A 16,047-nucleotide genomic window follows, 5' to 3' on the forward strand; every position below is an offset into this window, starting at 1 on the left:
ACATTATTTAAACCAGTTAATTTTTAAATATATTATCTGATTAACCTATTCTATATTATCATTCATCCTTTTTCACTAATATTTTTATGATGAGCAGCTTTTAAATTGTTATTAAAAGCCATTTTTTAACCTCTACTTTTAATTGGTATAATAAGGTCTTAATCGTTGTTTTTACTACTCTTAACACCTGTTTTATATTAATTTTAATCATCATGGTATATACCCTATGGATTTCAAGATGCATCGCGACGGCAAGGGAGTGAATCCCCGGGAGCATAGGTAACTATGTGACTGGGGTGAGCGAGTGCAGCCAACAAAGAGGCAACTTGAAAGATAACGGGTATATTGTGTTTCACGTTTAATCAACGTTAATTATACTTGCTTTTTATCTTTGTTAATGCTGTTTTACTGGCAATTTTGAACAGTTTTCATAAGTTACCCCCTTTCTTTTATCTTCATAAATCAACCAGTAAATAGCTTGACGGTATAAAGATGCCCCTTTATTTTTTTCGGATAATATTATTTTTTCGCAGATTTCTTTTCAATTTTCTGTTAATGGTTAATGGATTTCGATTAAATTTGATTAACGTCTTTTTAAAAAACTGCACTTATAGTTAAATCCGTCTTTTATATAAAATCTTTAATACCTCTGTTTTTGTGCTTCTAAATGGTCATGGCAGGTTAGGTAAAAATAAGAGGAGGATAGCATTGCCGATAAATGAATTAAATATGGATGTGAATAGGCTATTAAAGGGAAATGCAGGTAAAAAGATAAAATGAATACTGTTAAAATGGGGATCTCGAATAAAGCGATTATCATTGTGAGAGTTTTCTTATTTTTTAATTAAAAATTCATTTAATGAATGGTTTTCATTGAACTATTTTTGTAAATATAATCGTTTTTCCATTTCCTGCCTTGTATTTAAATTTTCCTATTTTCATTAAATTGATACTCGGATTTCCTCGTTTTTCCTTTTTCCTTTATTTGATTTTTAGGCTTAAAACCAAAGAGGATAATAGATATATTACTGATATTAAAATCAAAGTCCATTTCTTTAATCATTTTTAATACTGCTAAACGCTATTGTTATTTTTTCGCTATGCGGTTAACTCTGTTAAATGTTTTAATATAATCTCATTCAGTTGACTCACATTGAAGCACTGGTTTTTGCCCAACTGGACGGAAATACTCGCCTGTGTCGTAAATGACGAGGAAGCATACCAGATCAAAGATGTGATCTCTAAGCTCCAATCTGCTCTGGCGTACCGTGGCTATGCGCCTCGGTAGATCATGAATAAAACCGGAAGAATTAATATTCTCCCGGTTTTATTATATGTATTTTGACAGATAACTATTTATATATTATATGACTACATTCTATATTAGAACAATCATAATCAATTTGGATTTGAAATGATAAATCACAAGCTATAATCCTTATTTCATCAGAATATAAATCATTAAAATGATAATCTTGATTATAATCAAGATTCCTGTTTATCTTATATGCGCCACAGAATTTCCATTCTTCGTCCATTAGCAAATAATAAGAAACTCCTGTAACTTTTTCTTTTATAAAAGAAACAAGATCTTGACAAGAATAAATTTCCACTTCATGACTTGAGATTATTTTCTTATTTTTCAATGAGTTTATAATTAAGTCTGTTTCTTCCAAACTTAAAAAATCACTAACATTCACAAGTTCATTAGTAATGGATTTAATTTTATTCAAATACTCTTCTCTGCATACATTTCCTTGAGATTTTCTATAAAGTAATGATCTTCTATATTCAGAGATATTCATTTACATCCTCCTGATAGTCAACCATGCCCCGGTAATGATCTTCCATCATCTGCAATTCGTCCTGGGGGCCGTAGACCCACGCCCGCCACGGCTTGCCCTCGCTGAGATAGGGCAGTGGATCGGCATCGGCCTGTTTCAGCGGCAGGCTATATTGGCGGGTACAGCGCCCCAGCGGATCATAATCGCGCAGCTGGAACAGTTTGCCCTGCGTGCGGCGGGTTTCACGATGCAGCCGGTCCCGCTCAAATTCAGTGATGAGTGTCTGTTCATGCCGGATCGCACTCAGGTGGCCAGAGCCGTAGTAGAGCCAGCTTAAGGTGCCGCCTTGCGGCAGCGTGAGGGCGGTCAGGTTATCCAGTTCATCATAGCTGAACTGGAGACGGTCATCGCCGTTCTGTTCCCAAATGACCCGCCCCAGTCAGTGCGTCATAGCCAAAACGCACGGTGTTGGACTCTATTCCCAGTTGTTTACCGTTGTCGTTCGGTTCACAGCTAGCCTCCAGCAGCCTGCCCATGTTGTCCCACCGGTACTGGTAAGTGTCCGTGTAGGTTTCCCGCTGGATCAGCTGACCGGCCGCATCATAATGCTGGTGTACTTGCCGTTCCGGGTACTGGAATACGCGGTCACCCATGCGCCGTTCGGTACTCAATAAGCCCGCCGCGTTGTATTCGTACCGGATTAAGGTGTCGTCAGGACGGATTTCTTCGATTAAGCGCCCTTCGGCATCACGGTTCAGCCGGTAACGGTCATCGTTGGCGTTGTCGAGCTGTATCAGATGCCCTTCGGGACTGTACTGATAGCGAATTTGACGTTGTAAACGGTCCGTCGCACAGACCACCTGACCTAATGCATTGTATTCCCAGGCGCGGGGCGCATTCTCATTGCGCTGGTGATGGATTAGCTGACCCGCGCTGTCCCATGCCAAGTGTTCTGTGGAATCGTCAGGATAGGTGATGAGGATTAACTGGCCGCTATCGTTATAGTCATAACTGGTCGTTTCCATCAGCGCGTTGGTAAAGCGGCTCAGTCGGTTCTCATCGTCGTAGCGCCATGTGCTGCTTTGCCCGGAACAGTCGGTGTGGCTCATCAACTGCCCCTGACCATTCCACGTAAAATGGCTTTCCCCGCCTTTAGCATCAGTGACTTTGTCGGGACGCACCGTATTATTAAAGCCGTAGTGATAACGGGTAGTCTGCTTCAATGGCGAGGTTTCACTGACCAGACGCCCAAAGTCATCGTAAGCCAGCGCCGTCTCGGTGCCATCCGGCCAGAAGATAACAGTGAGCCGGTCGGTATCATTCTGGTACTGCCAGCCGTTGGCATCGGTGAAACTCAGTTGGCGGCCATGTTGGTCCCATTCACTCAGACGGGTGTGGCCGTCCGCATCTTTGTAGCCGTTCGGCAGGCCAAATTCATCCCACAGGATATGGTGCTCTGTGCCGTTGCGGTCGAGGCAGTGGATAATGTGGTGCGCGTCGTTGAGATGCCAAACCGTGTGGGTGCCGTCGTGCCAGTGCGCCGTGCAAGTGAGGTTCTCATCGTCGTATTCCAGCCGATAACCCGCCCCTTCACCAGTTTGCTGAGCAACCACACGCCACAGCTCTTCTTCAGTCTGCTCCCACTTATAATCACAGCGCAGGCCGCTCGCATCCTGATGCCATGCCATCACGCCGTGTTCTGTCCAGCCGAATTGTCGCTGGAGAGAGTCGTTGCGATGGCTAACCCCCGTCAGTTGGACGTGCTCATTATAATGGTAGCGGCAAAGCTGAATACGATGACCGTCATACAATTCGCGCCAGACGGCGGTGAGGCGGGAAACCGTTTTGCCATCGATATCCATCATCACATAGTCACAATACAGGTTCAGCCCGCCACTGCCCGTGATATTGACCATCTGGTGCTGTTCGTTGTAATGAAAACGCTGTTCGTTACCGACATTATTGCGGATGTGGCTCAGACGGCTGAGGCCGTCATTATCAATTGATAAACTTGCTGCCCCTTTTTGGGCCGATAACGGGAGAGCAGCGCCGTGCCTTGCCGCAGGTTATCGCCCAGCGTTGTGGGTTTTTCTGCCAATAATTGCCAGTTGCGCAGACCGTTTTTCAGCAGATCTTTCTGGCGGCTGAGGTAACTGGCGAGATCTTCGCCTTCGATTAACTGATCACGCGCGATATTCAGCGCCGGGGCATCGGGCGCGATGAGGATATTTACCGTCTGTTCCTGATAGCCTGCGGGTAACAGAATACGGCCTTCAGTGAACCGACAACGTGCTTGATTGTCCATCTTTCTTTTGTCTTATATAGGAATGCCGAACATAGCAACAACATTGATAATCCTGATTAAACAGATTCAGGGGGTATCCCCTTCTCAGTCATCAATAAACTTATACAATTAATAATGCTGTCCGTTTAATATTCAGACAAAAAGATATAACAAAAAATCAGCTATGTCTTGATTATTAGACGAATTAATACCCAATCAATTTAATTAAATGTGATATACATCACAAAAAAAATGCCAATAATCGCGCTGAAAATCTGTCTTAATGAACTAAATCACTACAATTTTATTCAATCAATTTATCTTGGCCGGTTTATAGACCTTGCATTAATCACCAGATAAGTTTAACTCTGCATTTTTTATGATATTGAAAAAAATTAGCTCTATTTAAGGATAGTCAGTTCAGAGGCGCACAGATTCAAATCCGTTTTTTTGGGTTGGAATGTGTAGGCAATCAAATCTATACCCTATGGATTTCAAGATGCATCGAGACGGCAAGGGAGTGAATCCCCGGGAGCATAGCAAACTATGTGACCGGGGTGAGCGAGTGCAGCCAACAAAGAGGCAACTTGAAAGATAACGGGTATAGCATCGAATTTTTTACCCGCTTTAAAAAATCTTTAATCATTGATTTTCACCTTTAATGATTAAAGTTTTATCTGTTTTTTCATAACACACTTACGCTTTTTTCCCGATTTTAAAACCACATTGACAGCCAAAAAATGGCTTTTCTTAACACTTGTTTTATCATTGATGAAAACTCAGCAGTGATAATCGAAACGCTAAAAGTCAGTAATCTAAGAACCTCACGTGATGACAATCACTTGACAGCCAATGCTTACATTAAAATAATAATCATTATCATTTTCCCGAGTTATTGGAAATCATCATGGCAATCCAGAAAGCCGTATCTGAAATTGATAGTTTTGCGCAACAATTTTACTTTGAACATCATGACTGGTTATACAACTGGTTACGCCATAAAGTCTCCTGTCCCTGCCATGCTGAAGATCTCACTCAGGACACTTTCCTGAATGTTCTATCCGGTTCAAACCTGTCAGATATCCGTCAACCACGGTCTTTTCTGGCAACCGTAGCCCGCTGTCTGGTTGCCAACTATTACCGTCGAAGAAAAACCGAAAAGAATTATTTGGAATATATAAACTCGACACCAGAAATGACCATGCCTTCTACTGAAAGCAGAATCGCCACATTTGAACAGCTTGAAAAACTCGATATCACTCTTGATAAATTGCCAGTCCAAGTAAAAAGAGCTTTTTTGTTGACACAGCTACAAGGACTGCGTTATAGCGAAATAGCTGATCAGCTTCAGGTTTCTTCCAGTTCAGTAAAACAGTATTTGCAACGAGCACATAACAAATGTAAAAAAATTCAAATTCTCACTTAAAATTCAAAAAACCATGTTACATTCAAAATTGATTTCATTACTAAATCATTAATAAAGTTAATTATTTTAATTTAACTATAATTGGATATTATGGAGAAAATGATGCGACACGGAATTACCGCTACAATCCTACTTTGCTGCTCTGCCAGCGCTTTCGCAACAACACCACAAATTATCGCTCATCGTGCTGGTACAGGTGATGCACCTGAAAATACCGAGTACGCAATTTCCAAATCCTTAGAAAATAAAGCAGATGCTATCTGGATCACTGTTCAGCTTTCAAAGGATAGTATTCCAGTACTCTATCGTCCATCTGACCTAAATAGCTTGACCAATAAAAGTGGACTCGTTTCTGGTTATAAAGCAAGTCAGTTGGCTAAATTTGATGCCGGTTACAAATTTGGCTCTGATGATGATCATCCATTCCGTAATAAAGGGTTAGGTATTCCAACACTGGAACAAGTCTTAAAAAAATATCCAGATACTTTCTTCTATATTGATCTGAAATCACCGGATGCAGATCCAACACAGCAAGCCAAAACACTAGAAAAAGTACTGACCAAACAAAAAGCGCTTGCCCGTACCCGTTTCTATTCCACTAACGAAACTTACCTTAACGCATTGCCAGCAACAATTCAGCGTTTTGAAAGCCGTGATAAAACCCGCACCATGCTGGCAAATATCACAATGGCTCACCAATGTGACATCCCTGCAAGTACCGATACCGCTCGCTGGTATGGTTTGGAAATGCGCCGTAACGTAGAAGTTGTTGAGAAATATACTCTCGGTGAAGCACGTTCCAAATCAGTATTGTCATGGGATAAGGAAGCAATGGAGTGTTTCCGTGCTCAGGGTGGCGCTAACATCATTCTTTTTGGCATTAAAACTGAGGAAGATTTCAAACAAGCTAAAGAGCTTGGTGCCGATGGTGTGCTGGTGGATTCTCCCAAGCTGTTCAGTACCTTTAAAACAAAATAAAAATTGGGGGTTCTCAGAAAGAAACTTCTCCAGTAACTATTTTGTAGGAATACTTTTTCCTATCAGCTAAAACCCTATATAGACAGAACAAAGCAGAACCCGCAGTTTTTTGCGGGTTTTTGCTGCTGAGGTGAATTTTCCAAACTTAAGATAAGATTTTTAATAATCAATTCTCAATTTCTTTAAGCGTGAGATCAATGTCGTTGGGTTCATGCCCAACAATTTTGCTGCACCGTCATCACCAAAAATTTTCCCTTTGCATTGTTTAACGGCAAGAGAAAAATTTTTAATTTCCAACTCTTTCAGTTGCTGCATGGTCAGCACGACTTCAATTTGTTGAAGTTTATTGTGAATATTCTGATGCATAGTTTCATTTTGCTGTTGATCTTGTTCTAGCAAATATTTAAAGGAAACAGTGCCTTGTTTCGCTATAATTAGTGCGCGTTCAATGACATTTTGCAATTCACGAATATTGCCAGGCCAGTCATATTGCTGTAGTTCTAAAATATGCCTTTGTGAAAATGGTAGATAATTAATTTTACGCTTGTCACAAATTAACTTAGTAAAATGCGTAACCAAAAGTGGAATATCTTCTTTACGGTTACGTAAAGCTGGTGAATAAACCGGGAATACATTTAAACGGAAATACAGGTCTTCACGAAAGCGCTTGTGTTTAACTTCTTCTTTTAAATTGCGGTTGGTGGCAGCAATAATCCGCACATTCACATGTCGCGTTTTTTCTTCGCCGACCCGCTCAAAGGTTCCTTCCTGCAATACACGCAGCAATTTACTTTGTAGCTCGACAGGAATCTCGCCAATTTCATCTAAAAACAGTGTGCCCTGATCTGCCAATTCAAAACGTCCGGCACGGTCACGCACCGCCCCAGTAAATGCACCTTTGACATGTCCGAAAAATTCACTTTCAAACAGTTCCGAAGGAATGGCAGCACAATTGACCCGAATAAGTGGTTGCTGTTTACGGTGACTGGATTGGTGAATAGCACGAGCAATCAGCTCCTTGCCTGTACCTGATTCACCATAAATCATCACATTGGCATCGGTTGGCGCGACTACCTTAATTTTTTCAATAATCTGTAAAATGGATGCACTACTGCCAATAATTTCATGATATTGATTTTCCTGTAAAATTTCCTCTTGCAGATATTCATTTTGCTGTTCCAGTCGGCTTTTTAAATCTTGTAGTTCTTCAAGGGCATGGGTCAGTTGCCTTTCGGTATTCAGCCGATCGGTAATATCACGGAACACCACTACCGCGCCAATGATTTCACTATCACGAATCACTGGGGTACTGGTAAATTCCACTGGAAAGCAACTGCCGTCACGACGCCAAAAAATTTCCTGAACCCCTTCATGCACAATACCGTCATGTACTGCTGCATAAATCGGGCACTCTTCTACAAGATAGGGCTCGCCATTTTCATGGGTATGGTGATGAATCTTATGGATATTGTCACTCAATACATCTTCAGGTTGCAGCCCCAACATTTTAGCCCCGACAGGGTTAATAAAGGTACACAAGCCTTGTTTGTTAATACTGTAAATACCGTCACCGACTGAACTCAGTAATAAATGCTTGCCTGTGTCGGAGTCAATAAACAGCTCTTGCAAGGCTTGCGATTCTTTTAAACCTGTACCAATGACTTTATCAGCATTTATATTGAGTTGGCGCAGCTCTAAATCTTTAAGATCCACCAGCGACCATATCAGCAAAGTTTTATTTTTATAGGGCAATGAAATGGAAGTAATATCCAACTGGATTTTTTCACCATTTTTATCAAAGGTATACAGCTCATTATTCCAAGCCCAACCTTTTACCAAAGCGCCTTCGGTAAATGCCATAAGGTATGGTAGTTGTCTGAAATGACCAAAAATGGAAGTTACCGTTTTTTGCATAATTTCATGACGTTCATAGCGTAATAGTTTAGTGGCACTGATATTCACATCAATAAACTGGTTTTGATGTGGGTCCAACACAATTAATGCCTGTGACGTGTGTTCAAATACCAACGGACGAATCGAGTCTTCAGAAACTACCCAGTCCGAGATAAAGTCAGTTGTATTCATACTATGAATTTTCATAATTTAAGTTATGGAATTTCATAATACTACGAAAAATCCTAATTCCCTAGTAGCGCTATTTATCTCCATGAAAAATATTTTTATAAAATTTAAATGATATTTTTCAATGTGATAATAATTAACTTCCGCTCCAAAATATAACTTGGCACAACTCTCGCAATAATTTCTCGCAATAGTACAGACAGACTACATGTTGGTTCATTCCCAAATAACATTGAACTAGGAGTTGGTTATGCCAAAGATTGATATCGAGCAATATAAAGATGGCGATTTTCTTGTTGATTATGAAGAAAAAGTGTTTGAGGACGTCAAAGCCCAGCCAGGTGAAAAGGCACTGGTGACTTTCCATACTGTTGCATTTGAAGGATCAATTGGCTTGGTCAATGTGTTACAGGCAAAACGTTTGTTGCGCAAAGGCTTTGAAACCAAAATTTTGCTTTACGGCCCAGGCGTGCAGTTGGGTCTACAACGTGGTTTTCCAACTTTAGGGGCGGAAGCTTTTCCGGGTCATTTAGCCGTCAACAATCAGTTGAAAGCCTTTATGGAAGAAGGTGGCGAAGTCTATGCCTGCCGTTTTGCGTTGCAAGCGTTGTATGGGCAAACCGAAAAAGCGCTTATTCCGGGAATTCGTCCAATTAATCCATTGGATGTGATGGATTTAAGACTGCTGATGCGTCGTGACAATGCCTTAATCATTGATACTTGGACTGTCTGAGTAAACATAAACTATGAGGGGATAAGGTTATGAACCGAATAATTAAAGCTGCCGCAGTACAATGTAGTCCTGTGCTTTACAGTCAAGCCGCAACAGTAAAAAAAATCTGTGACATTATTTTAGAGCTTGGAAAACAGGGAGTGCAATTTGCAGTCTTTCCTGAAACCGTCGTGCCTTATTACCCTTATTTCTCCTTTGTACAACCGCCATTTGCTATGGGTAAAGAACATTTAAAACTGTTGAATGAATCGGTGGTTGTCCCTTCCGAAGCAACCTTAGCAATTGGTCAAGCCTGTCTTGAAGCCAACATGGTGGTGTCGATTGGCATTAATGAACGTGCAGGCAGTACGATTTATAACGCGCAACTGCTATTTAATGCCGACGGTTCAATCATTCAGCATCGCCGCAAAATTACCCCAACTTACCATGAACGAATGGTGTGGGGACAAGGTGATGGCAGTGGTTTACGTGCCATTAATTCTGCGGTAGGGCGTATTGGTTCGCTGGCATGTTGGGAACATTACAACCCGTTGGCACGTTTTGCCTTAATGGCAGATGGCGAACAAATTCATGCTGCCATGTTTCCTGGTTCGTTGGTAGGACAAGTCTTTGCCGATCAAATCCGCGCAACCATTCAACACCATGCTTTAGAATCTGGCTGCTTTGTGATCAATGCTACCGCATGGCTGCATCCCGAACAGCAACAGCAAATTATGCAAGATACTGGCTGTGATATCGGTCCAATTTCAGGGGGATGTTTTGCCGCCATCGTTTCTCCCGAAGGCAAACTCCTGGCTGAACCGATCACACAAGGTGAAGGTTATTGCATTGCTGATCTGGACTTTAGCCTGATTGATAAACGTAAACGCATGATGGATTCAATTGGACATTACAGCCGACCTGAATTACTCAGCTTATTCATTGACCGTCGTCCAACACAGGTATTACACGAACTGAAAGTTGAAACATCAGCTCAAAGTCATCTCGAAAAGCTCTCAAAATTTAATGAAGAACATGTCGAAACCATATTGATGTAAACCCAATCGATAGGGGGTTAAAGATGTCTGCAATACAACTATTAACCAATTTGCAATTATTAACTGATTTGCAATGTAATGGTCTGAAATGGGAAGGCAATTTTGGCTTGTCCCGTAAAGGCGGCGCAGGGCCAAGCGATCATAAGGCGCTGAGCCTTGACGGGCAGACCATGATGATTCCTGTGCTGAACCTTGCAGCACAAGATTCTCCCTACACCGCAAAGCCTGAACCGCACTCTGACAAGGTAATTGTCTTTAAAAACCAGATTCCCGTGGCGACCTTAACTGCACCAACACGACCACGTTTTTACGATTTAAAAACCGCCGAAGGCATTGCCTATGAGCAAATTGCAACCTTACATAGCCGTGATGTGTTGGCGACAACAGTGTTACAGCATTGCATTCGTATGAAGGACAAGGCAACTGCCTGCCAATTTTGCTCGATTGATCAGTCTTTAAAAGAGGGTCGAACCTTGATCCGTAAACGCCCGGAACAATTGGCTGAGGTAGCGAAAGCAGCCGTTGAACTGGATGGCGTCAAGCAAATGGTAATCACCACTGGTACGCCAAACACGGGAGATCGTGGCGCCAAAATTTTATATGACTCAGTTCAAGCGATTAAGGCACAAGTAGATTTGCCGATACAGGTACAGTGCGAACCACCTGATGATTTTGCCTGGTTTCAACGTTTAAAAGATGCAGGAGCGGTGTCGATTGGCATGCACCTTGAGGCGGTAAGCGAGCGTGTACGGCAGAAAATTATGCCGGGTAAAGCCGAAGTATCATTGGAAAAATATTTTGCGGCATTTGAAGCAGCCGTTACGGTGTTTGGTCGAGGACAGGTCAGTACCTACATTTTGGCAGGTTTGGGTGATACCGAACTGGAAATCGTGGAGATGACCGCCAGACTGACCGAAATTGGGGTGTATCCATTTGTGGTACCGTTTGTACCGATTCAAGGTACACCATTAGAGCATCACCCTAAACCTGATCACGCTTTTATGCAGTCGCTCTATCCGAAAATTGGACAGCAACTCAAGCAACATGGTTTGAACTCGGAAAATACTCAAGCCGGCTGTGCCAAATGTGGCGCTTGCTCTTCGCTGAAAGCGTATGAATAAGGAGAATGTGATATGGAACTTTCTCACCATCCCTGGCTGCTTGAGCAAAATGAAGGGCAGAAACAATTTGTTAGCGATGACATTGCCATCAAAATTGTGTCGGAAGATTGGGAGCGTCACCAATATTATCGTTTGCGTGAAATGACCTTTCGCGATGAACAGAAAATCTTGCAAGAAGATCGTGACGAATACGATGTTAAAGCATTAGGTATTGTTGCCATTGAGAAAATGTTTGGTGAGCATGACCGAGTGATTGGCGCAGTACGGATTTTTCCTGATAGCGAACAGACGTGGTATGGCGGGCGTTTATGCGTAGAACCTTTATATCGACGTCGCCATATCATTGGTAAAACGTTAATCAATACCGCGGTATCGACCGCCAAAAACCTGGGATGCCGTACTTTTTTAGCCACCGTGCAAAGTCAAAATGAACGCTATTTCCAACGGTTGTGTTGGGATAGTTTGTATCAGTTAACCGTTGCCAACATTCCACATGTGCTGATGCAGGCACAGATTGAAAACTATCCGTTACCGCATGTCCCGATGCAAGCCTATATGCAAAAGGAGACGCAATGATGGAACTCAATCAATTACTCGAAATATTAAAACATACACCCGCTATGCACTCCAAGCAGGCGATTGCTCACCATGTTTCAATTAACACAACTTGCCATGTGGATTCATTGGATAGCTTATATGCCTATCCCGGAGATGACACCGCAGCTGTGCCACTAAATGGTCAATATGTATTGCACGCCTGTGAAGGCATGTTACCCAGTTTTGTGACCAATCATCCTTATTTTGCGGGGTGGTCAGCGGTCATGGCGAATATTAGTGATATTGCCGCAATGGGTGGTCGGGCATTGTCAGTGGTGAACAGTTTTTGGCATACCAGTAGCGAACATGCCCAATTGTTAATGCAAGGCATGCAGGATGCTTGTCGTGCTTATAGCGTACTACTGGTCGGAGGACATACCAATATTGGGGTAGTTTATCAGCCCACTTTATCCGTTGCGATTCAAGGCATAGCACGAAAACTGCTCTCGGTGTTGCATGTCAAACCACAACAAAAAATTCTGATTGCTTTAAATCTAAAAGGGCAATTCCACCCCAATACCAATTATTGGAAATGCTTTGAACGAGTATCTGACCGCATTTTACAGTCACAAATTGCCTTGCTGCCGCAATTGGCGGAGATAAATCTGGTTCATGCTGCCCGTGATATTAGCAATGCCGGTATCTTAGGCAGTTTATTGATGCTGCTCGAAGCCACGGCATCGGGGGCACATATCAATTTAGATGCCATTCCTAAACCTGATGATGTGGACTGGTTTAAATGGCTACAAATCTTCCCCAGTTTTGGTTTTTTACTGACGGCCGATACAAATGAATGTGAAGACATTATCGCGTTGTTTCACCATCAGGATATTGCCTGCGCGGTGATTGGTGAAACCAATGTCAGTGGCGTAGTTGCCGTGCAACAGCAGCAGCAAGACGGAATATTTTGGGATTTTAACCGCCAGATGTTTACCGGTTTTTGTTATGCCGATGCGTTAAAAAAATTACAAGCTCAATCCATACAGATTAAACCTAAAAGTCAGCAGGAGTCGATGTTATGCCCAGTGTGAATTTTACTGTGAAATGGCCTAATGGGGAGCTGATTCAATATTACTCCCCCTCAACGGTGATTTATGAATATCTGTCCATTGGTCAGCGTTACCCAAGTATGCAGTTCTTGCATCAGGTTGAAAATGGTCTGCATGCCGCCTCGGAAAGGGTACTGGCACGTTATGGCTTTTTCTGTAGTTCAGCCGTGGACAATCTGGCGATAATCAAACGCCAAGCCAAATTCTTCGGGCTAAGTCCAGAAGATCAAATTGAAGTTATTGAAATGACGAATCAATGAGAGGGATATCCCATGTTAAGTATCCAAAATCAAATGTTACAGCCAAATTATGATGTGGTCATTGTTGGTGGTGGTCAGGCAGGTTTATGTATCAGTCACTATTTGCAAAAAGCGGGCATTGACCATGTGGTATTGGAAAAAGAATCCGAGTTGACTCATAGCTGGCGCCATAAACGGTGGGATAATTTTACCTTGGTGACACCAAACTGGCAGTGTCTATTGCCTGAACATCCTTATCAGGGGAACGATCCTGACGGCTTTATGAAAAAGTACGAGATTGTGGCATATCTTGACGAATTTATTGAAAAAACTAATCCTCCCGCCATTTTAAATATTCAGGTAAAACATGTGAAAAAAGTGGCAACGCATAAGTTTGTCATTGAAACCAATCACGGTACAACCACAGCCAAACAGCTTGTCGTTGCAGCAGGCGGGTATCACACCCCGATTTATCCAAAACTAAGCGATACCTTGCCTAAACATGTGAAAGTGATGCATTCGGAAGAATATTTAAATGCAGATCAACTGCCTGAAGGTGCAGTGTTGGTGGTCGGGTCAGGGCAATCCGGTGCACAGATTGCCGAAGATTTACATCTGGCAGGCAAAAAAGTCTATTTATCGACAGGCAATGCACCACGTTGTGCTCGCTTCTATCGCGGTAAAGATGTGGTGAAATGGCTGTTTGATATGGGTTATTACGAAACGACTGTCAAACATCATCGCTATAGTGAAAAAGTACGTAACAGTACCAACCACTATGTCACAGGGCGTGACGGCGGGCGTGATATTGACCTGCGTAAATTTGCCTTAGAAGGTATGCAACTGTTCGGACATTTTGATGACTTTAAAGAGGGTCAATTCTGGTTTAGACCAGATTTATCAGAAAACCTAGACCTTGCCGATACCACTTATAATCGCATTAATGCCTCGATTGATGAGTATTTAGAAAAAAACAATATTGCAACCGACGAACCTGCATCGGTATATCAACCGGTTTGGCGGCCTGAGCAAGAAATCACACACATTGACTTAGTAAAAGAAAATATCACCTCAGTGATCTGGTGTATTGGTTTTAAACCAGATTATTCATGGATTGATTTAGATATTTTTCAAGCCAATGGTTATCCAAAACATGACCGTGGTATTACCATCGATCCAGATGTCACATTTATTGGTTTGCCGTGGTTATATACATGGGGTTCTGGACGTTTTCTCGGGATCGATCAGGATGCCGCCTATGTGGTGCAACATATTGAGCAACAAATAAATCAGCAAAATATGCATATGCCACATACTCTGATTAAAGGTGCTAAATCTGCAATCAAAGATAAAAGAATATCTCAAATGTGAAATTCCTAACTTCGCCTGACAGAATATTTTTAAACGCTTATTTTTTTAATAAGAGTCTGGTTGCAAAAACGGGGGTGACCATAGATTTTACGCTCTCCTGGGTGAGTAGACCTACCCAGTCACCTAGGTAGGCCTCTCCTCAGAACCGGACATGCTGAACTACCGCATCCGGCTCCCGATAGATCAGTGTCCCCGCACATATTCGGTGAGCTAGAACATCGATACCGTTTTCCAATTTGCAGGAAAACCTATGGCTTTAAGAGCACGAAGCAGTCTGTCCCAAGTAACACGACGTTTCCCCCCTCGACGGTTTAGCCATTGCAGGCTGATCCGTTTGGATCGTTCCAGAAATTGACCAACTCGTCTTTGGTTGTCGGAAACTCCGTAGTAGTTGACCCACCCTTTAATTACTCTGATCACATTCTTGACAACACTCAAGGTGTCTTTCGCGTTCAAGTTCTTCCTAAGATATTGCTTCATGCCTTTGAGTTTGGCTGAAAAGCGATCTTTACGGCTGGTTAGTTTCAGTCGCCAGAAACCGCTTGCAGCTTTACCCCAATAGCAGATAAAGCTTAGGAAATTAAAGGTGGGTAGCCGTTCTCTTCGCTAGTGCGTCATTTGCGCAGCGATTTTGACTCAGGGTTGAGGCATCAGGGACCTTCTCGGTCAATCCGAGGCGCAGAAACCAGCGGTAAGCCACATTGACCTGAATTTCCTGTACCAGACGGCGTTCACTGGGGATCACGAATAAGTAGCCAAGTAACATCATTTTAATCAACCTGACCGGATCGATGGCTATTGTGGCAATACAAAGGCGCGACTAATTCGCGAATAAATTCGAAATCAATGGTGGCATCGATTTTACGGACCAGATGATTTTTGAGCACCAGCTCGTCAAGCGAGAGCGTTTCTGGCGGGAAAGTCTGGAGAGGGGGTGTTCTTAACATAGCGGCAAGCTCCGTTTGGTGAACGGAACTTAATTAAAACAACGTGCCAGATAAAAAACCAGCACTTTGTCAATAATCTGCCACCTAGTGACTGCTCCCCGCCGTAAACGGCGAGGCTTCCCACTTCCTAGGCCGCAGCCGTCTGTGCGACGGATTTACGCAGGCCCCCATGGGCAGAAACGACGAGTCCCGCCGCCTGTAATTCAAATATGCCTTGCTGTTTAATATTCAGCGCAGCGTTGAGATCCCGATCGTGCTCTATGTGGCATGCCGGACATTGCCAGAGCCGTTTGTGGAGCGGCATTTCCGGCATCTTATGACCGCAACAATGGCAGGTTTTCGAGCTGGCAAACCATTGATCCAGCTTCACCAGATGAACACCTGTTTCTGCCGCCTTGT

Annotated in this window: 16 protein-coding genes and 1 pseudogene; 11 read left to right on the forward strand and 6 right to left on the reverse strand. The window is 42.7% G+C overall.

All coding sequences use genetic code 11. The features are described from left to right. Window positions 1-1,168: 1,168 nt before the first annotated feature. A complete protein-coding gene (locus LG003_RS23650; RefSeq protein ID WP_449301339.1) occupies window positions 1,169-1,288 on the forward strand; it encodes a DUF7706 family protein in 120 nt (39 codons plus the stop codon). A 64-nt stretch (window positions 1,289-1,352) separates the two neighbouring features. Here the strand turns inward: LG003_RS23650 and LG003_RS21080 are convergent, their stop codons facing one another. Together LG003_RS21080 and LG003_RS21090 are read right to left on the reverse strand one after the other, a co-directional pair. Beyond that, on the reverse strand, window positions 1,353-1,805 hold the full coding sequence (locus tag LG003_RS21080; protein ID WP_112878343.1) for a hypothetical protein: 453 nt from the start codon (window positions 1,803-1,805) through the stop codon (window positions 1,353-1,355). Between the two features lie 383 nt (window positions 1,806-2,188). Beyond that, window positions 2,189-3,472: a hypothetical protein gene (locus LG003_RS21090; RefSeq protein WP_262981565.1), complete on the reverse strand. Its 1,284-nt coding sequence runs from the start codon at window positions 3,470-3,472 to the stop codon at window positions 2,189-2,191. On the opposite strand from LG003_RS21090, the gene LG003_RS21095 reads away from it, so the two are divergent. After that, complete coding sequence (locus LG003_RS21095; protein WP_262981566.1) at window positions 3,461-3,790, forward strand: hypothetical protein; 330 nt, start codon at window positions 3,461-3,463, stop codon at window positions 3,788-3,790. The two genes, LG003_RS21090 and LG003_RS21095, sit on opposite strands and share 12 nt — an antisense overlap. On the opposite strand, the gene LG003_RS21100 is transcribed toward LG003_RS21095, so the two are convergent. Further along, entirely contained in the window at window positions 3,760-4,089 is a 330-nt protein-coding gene (locus LG003_RS21100; RefSeq protein ID WP_262981567.1) for a DUF1795 domain-containing protein, read from the reverse strand. The genes LG003_RS21095 and LG003_RS21100 overlap by 31 nt on opposite strands. An 886-nt stretch (window positions 4,090-4,975) precedes the next feature. On the opposite strand from LG003_RS21100, the gene LG003_RS21105 reads away from it, so the two are divergent. After that, complete coding sequence (locus tag LG003_RS21105) at window positions 4,976-5,494, forward strand: sigma-70 family RNA polymerase sigma factor (RefSeq protein WP_262981568.1); 519 nt, start codon at window positions 4,976-4,978, stop codon at window positions 5,492-5,494. Between the two features lie 102 nt (window positions 5,495-5,596). Further along, a complete protein-coding gene (locus tag LG003_RS21110) occupies window positions 5,597-6,472 on the forward strand; it encodes a glycerophosphodiester phosphodiesterase family protein (RefSeq protein WP_192881034.1) in 876 nt (291 codons plus the stop codon). Between the two features lie 159 nt (window positions 6,473-6,631). Here LG003_RS21110 and LG003_RS21115 read toward each other — a convergent pair whose 3' ends face one another. Continuing rightward, a complete protein-coding gene (locus LG003_RS21115) occupies window positions 6,632-8,557 on the reverse strand; it encodes a sigma 54-interacting transcriptional regulator (protein WP_205068661.1) in 1,926 nt (641 codons plus the stop codon). A gap of 247 nt (window positions 8,558-8,804) precedes the next feature. Between LG003_RS21115 and LG003_RS21120 the strand changes: the two genes are divergently transcribed. The 7 genes from LG003_RS21120 to LG003_RS21150 are packed head-to-tail and all read left to right on the forward strand — an operon-like array spanning window position 8,805 to window position 14,701. Then, window positions 8,805-9,287 carry an MSMEG_0572/Sll0783 family nitrogen starvation response protein gene (locus tag LG003_RS21120; protein ID WP_262981569.1) on the forward strand — a complete coding sequence of 161 codons (483 nt, stop codon included), beginning with the start codon at window positions 8,805-8,807 and terminating at the stop codon, window positions 9,285-9,287. A gap of 29 nt (window positions 9,288-9,316) precedes the next feature. Continuing rightward, window positions 9,317-10,324: a Nit6803 family nitrilase gene (locus tag LG003_RS21125; protein WP_112878337.1), complete on the forward strand. Its 1,008-nt coding sequence runs from the start codon at window positions 9,317-9,319 to the stop codon at window positions 10,322-10,324. A gap of 23 nt (window positions 10,325-10,347) precedes the next feature. Further along, window positions 10,348-11,445, forward strand: coding sequence for an MSMEG_0568 family radical SAM protein (locus tag LG003_RS21130; protein WP_262981570.1), 1,098 nt, complete (start codon window positions 10,348-10,350; stop codon window positions 11,443-11,445). A gap of 12 nt (window positions 11,446-11,457) precedes the next feature. Continuing rightward, the gene (locus LG003_RS21135; protein WP_112878335.1) at window positions 11,458-12,021 is read left to right on the forward strand and encodes an MSMEG_0567/Sll0786 family nitrogen starvation N-acetyltransferase; all 564 of its coding nucleotides are present in this window, start codon (window positions 11,458-11,460) and stop codon (window positions 12,019-12,021) included. After that, a complete protein-coding gene (locus tag LG003_RS21140; protein WP_262981571.1) occupies window positions 12,018-13,073 on the forward strand; it encodes a sll0787 family AIR synthase-like protein in 1,056 nt (351 codons plus the stop codon). Before LG003_RS21135 ends, LG003_RS21140 begins: the two co-directional genes overlap by 4 nt. Further along, window positions 13,061-13,351 carry an MSMEG_0570 family nitrogen starvation response protein gene (locus LG003_RS21145; protein ID WP_112878333.1) on the forward strand — a complete coding sequence of 97 codons (291 nt, stop codon included), beginning with the start codon at window positions 13,061-13,063 and terminating at the stop codon, window positions 13,349-13,351. Before LG003_RS21140 ends, LG003_RS21145 begins: the two co-directional genes overlap by 13 nt. Window positions 13,352-13,363: 12 nt before the next feature. Then, the gene (locus LG003_RS21150) at window positions 13,364-14,701 is read left to right on the forward strand and encodes an MSMEG_0569 family flavin-dependent oxidoreductase (RefSeq protein WP_112878332.1); all 1,338 of its coding nucleotides are present in this window, start codon (window positions 13,364-13,366) and stop codon (window positions 14,699-14,701) included. Window positions 14,702-15,326: 625 nt separating this feature from the next. Here the strand turns inward: LG003_RS21150 and LG003_RS21160 are convergent. Together LG003_RS21160 and LG003_RS21165 are read right to left on the reverse strand one after the other, a co-directional pair. After that, window positions 15,327-15,648: pseudogene (locus tag LG003_RS21160) on the reverse strand (transposase); the annotation flags it as partial. 127 nt (window positions 15,649-15,775) lie between these two features. Continuing rightward, on the reverse strand, window positions 15,776-16,047 hold a 272-nt coding region (locus tag LG003_RS21165), incomplete at its 5' end, for a transposase (protein ID WP_262981572.1).

The sequence above is a fragment of the Photorhabdus kleinii genome (genome assembly GCF_025384885.1).
GTDB lineage: Bacteria > Pseudomonadota > Gammaproteobacteria > Enterobacterales > Enterobacteriaceae > Photorhabdus > Photorhabdus kayaii.